This is a genomic window from Herbidospora sp. RD11066 (assembly GCF_054661255.1).
Window position 1 is genome coordinate 1 of sequence record NZ_BAAGDO010000211.1, and the last position, 260, is coordinate 260.

The following is a 260-nucleotide window of genomic DNA, read 5'->3' on the forward strand; positions in this document are numbered from 1 at the left end:
GATAGGCATCACCCACTTTCTGGACTCAGCCTCCATGGAAAGATCCTAGCCATTCCAGCAGGACGAGGCTCATGCACTGGAAGTCAAGTGATCTTGGAACTCTTGCTGAACGGAAATGCGCCTGCTGCAATTGTCTTGTGCCACACCGATGAGATCATCGCACTGGGGGCAATCGTTGCAGAGGAACTCTTCAACAAGAAGTTGCCAGTGCTGTGTTTAGAGGAATCTGCTTTTAAAGCCATATCCACTTGGAGAACAGC

The 260-nt window shown here is 50.0% G+C and carries 1 protein-coding gene; it reads left to right on the forward strand.

The features are described from left to right. Window positions 1-260 (forward strand): aconitase X swivel domain-containing protein (locus ACYQ78_RS39765; protein WP_459806171.1); only part of this gene is annotated, 260 nt, incomplete at both ends.